The sequence below is a fragment of the Streptomyces sp. NRRL S-1022 genome, from assembly GCF_000720135.1.
Lineage (GTDB): Bacteria > Actinomycetota > Actinomycetes > Streptomycetales > Streptomycetaceae > Streptomyces.
Map to the genome: position 1 here is coordinate 1 of NZ_JOIU01000087.1, position 1548 is coordinate 1548.

1 protein-coding gene is annotated in these 1548 nt (G+C 70.8%); it reads left to right on the plus strand.

Annotation, left to right across the window (positions count from 1 at the left end):
* Nucleotides 1-118 precede the first annotated feature (118 nt).
* Nucleotides 119-1548, plus strand: a 1430-nt coding sequence (locus tag IG05_RS0140880) for a DEAD/DEAH box helicase (RefSeq protein WP_030349160.1), incomplete at its 3' end; no start/stop codon positions are given.

Sequence of the window (1548 nt, forward strand, 5' to 3'; positions counted from 1 at the left end):
CGGATGTCTTCGCCGGCCAGGTCTGCTTTCTTTTGCCACCGGTCCATACTTGTAATTCTCCGTGCCATTCATCGCAGCGGGAATTCCTTGATATGTGCCACATCGAGGAAGGTTCCGCATGAACCGCACGTACACGAACGACCGCCCCGCCCGCTCCCGTGACGGCCGTGCCGATGCCGGAAGGGGCGGCAGCGGCTACGGCTCGCAGGCACCGCGCCGTACCGGCGGGCCCGTCCGCTCCGGCGGTTACGGCCGTCGGCCCGCCGCCGTGCAGGGTGAGTTTGCGCTGCCCAGGACGATCACCCCCGCGCTGCCCGCCGTCGAGGGCTTCGCTGATCTCGACATGCCCGAGCAACTCCTGGCCGAACTCGGCAAGCAGGGTGTGACCGCACCGTTCCCGATCCAGGGAGCGACCCTGCCGAACTCCCTGGCGGGCCGTGACGTCCTGGGCCGCGGACGCACCGGTTCCGGCAAGACCCTGGCCTTCGGCCTCGCTCTGCTCGCCCGCACCGCTGGTCAGCGTGCTGAGCCCCGCCAGCCGCTGGGGCTGATCCTCGTCCCGACGCGTGAGCTGGCACAGCAGGTGACCGACGCGCTGACCCCGTACGCCCGAGCCGTGCGGCTGCGGCTGGCCACGGTGGTGGGCGGCATGTCGATCGGCAGGCAGGCCGGCGCGCTGCGCGGCGGTGCCGAGGTCGTCGTCGCGACACCGGGGCGGCTCAAGGACCTCATCGACCGCGGCGACTGCCGGCTGAACCACGTCGGCATCACCGTGCTGGACGAGGCCGACCAGATGGCCGACATGGGTTTCATGCCGCAGGTCACCGCGCTGCTCGATCAGGTGCGTCCGGAGGGGCAGCGGATGCTGTTCTCCGCCACCTTGGACCGTAATGTCGACCTGCTGGTGCGCCGCTATCTGACCGACCCCGTCGTGCACTCGGTCGACCCGTCGGCCGGTGCCGTCACGACGATGGAGCACCACGTTCTGCACGTCCACGGCGCCGACAAGCACGCCGCCACGACCGAGATCGCCGCCCGCGACGGCCGGGTGATCATGTTCCTGGACACCAAGCACGCCGTCGACCGGCTGACCCAGGACCTGCTCAACAGCGGCGTACGGGCCGCCGCGCTGCACGGCGGCAAGTCGCAGCCCCAGCGCACCCGCACGCTGGCGCAGTTCAAGACGGGACACGTCACCGTGCTGGTGGCGACCAATGTCGCGGCACGCGGCATCCACGTCGACAACCTCGACCTGGTCGTCAACGTCGATCCGCCGACCGACCACAAGGACTACCTCCACCGCGGCGGCCGTACCGCCCGCGCCGGCGAGTCCGGCAGCGTCGTCACGCTCGTCACGCCGAACCAGCGCCGAGGCATGGTCCGCCTCATGTCGGACGCCGGAATCCGGCCGCAGACCACCCAGGTCCGTTCGGGCGACGAGGCCCTGAGCCGGATCACCGGCGCCCAGGCCCCGTCCGGCATCCCGGTCGTCATCACCGCACCGGTGGTCGAACGCCCCAAGCGCAGCGCCACCTCCCGAGGCCGCCG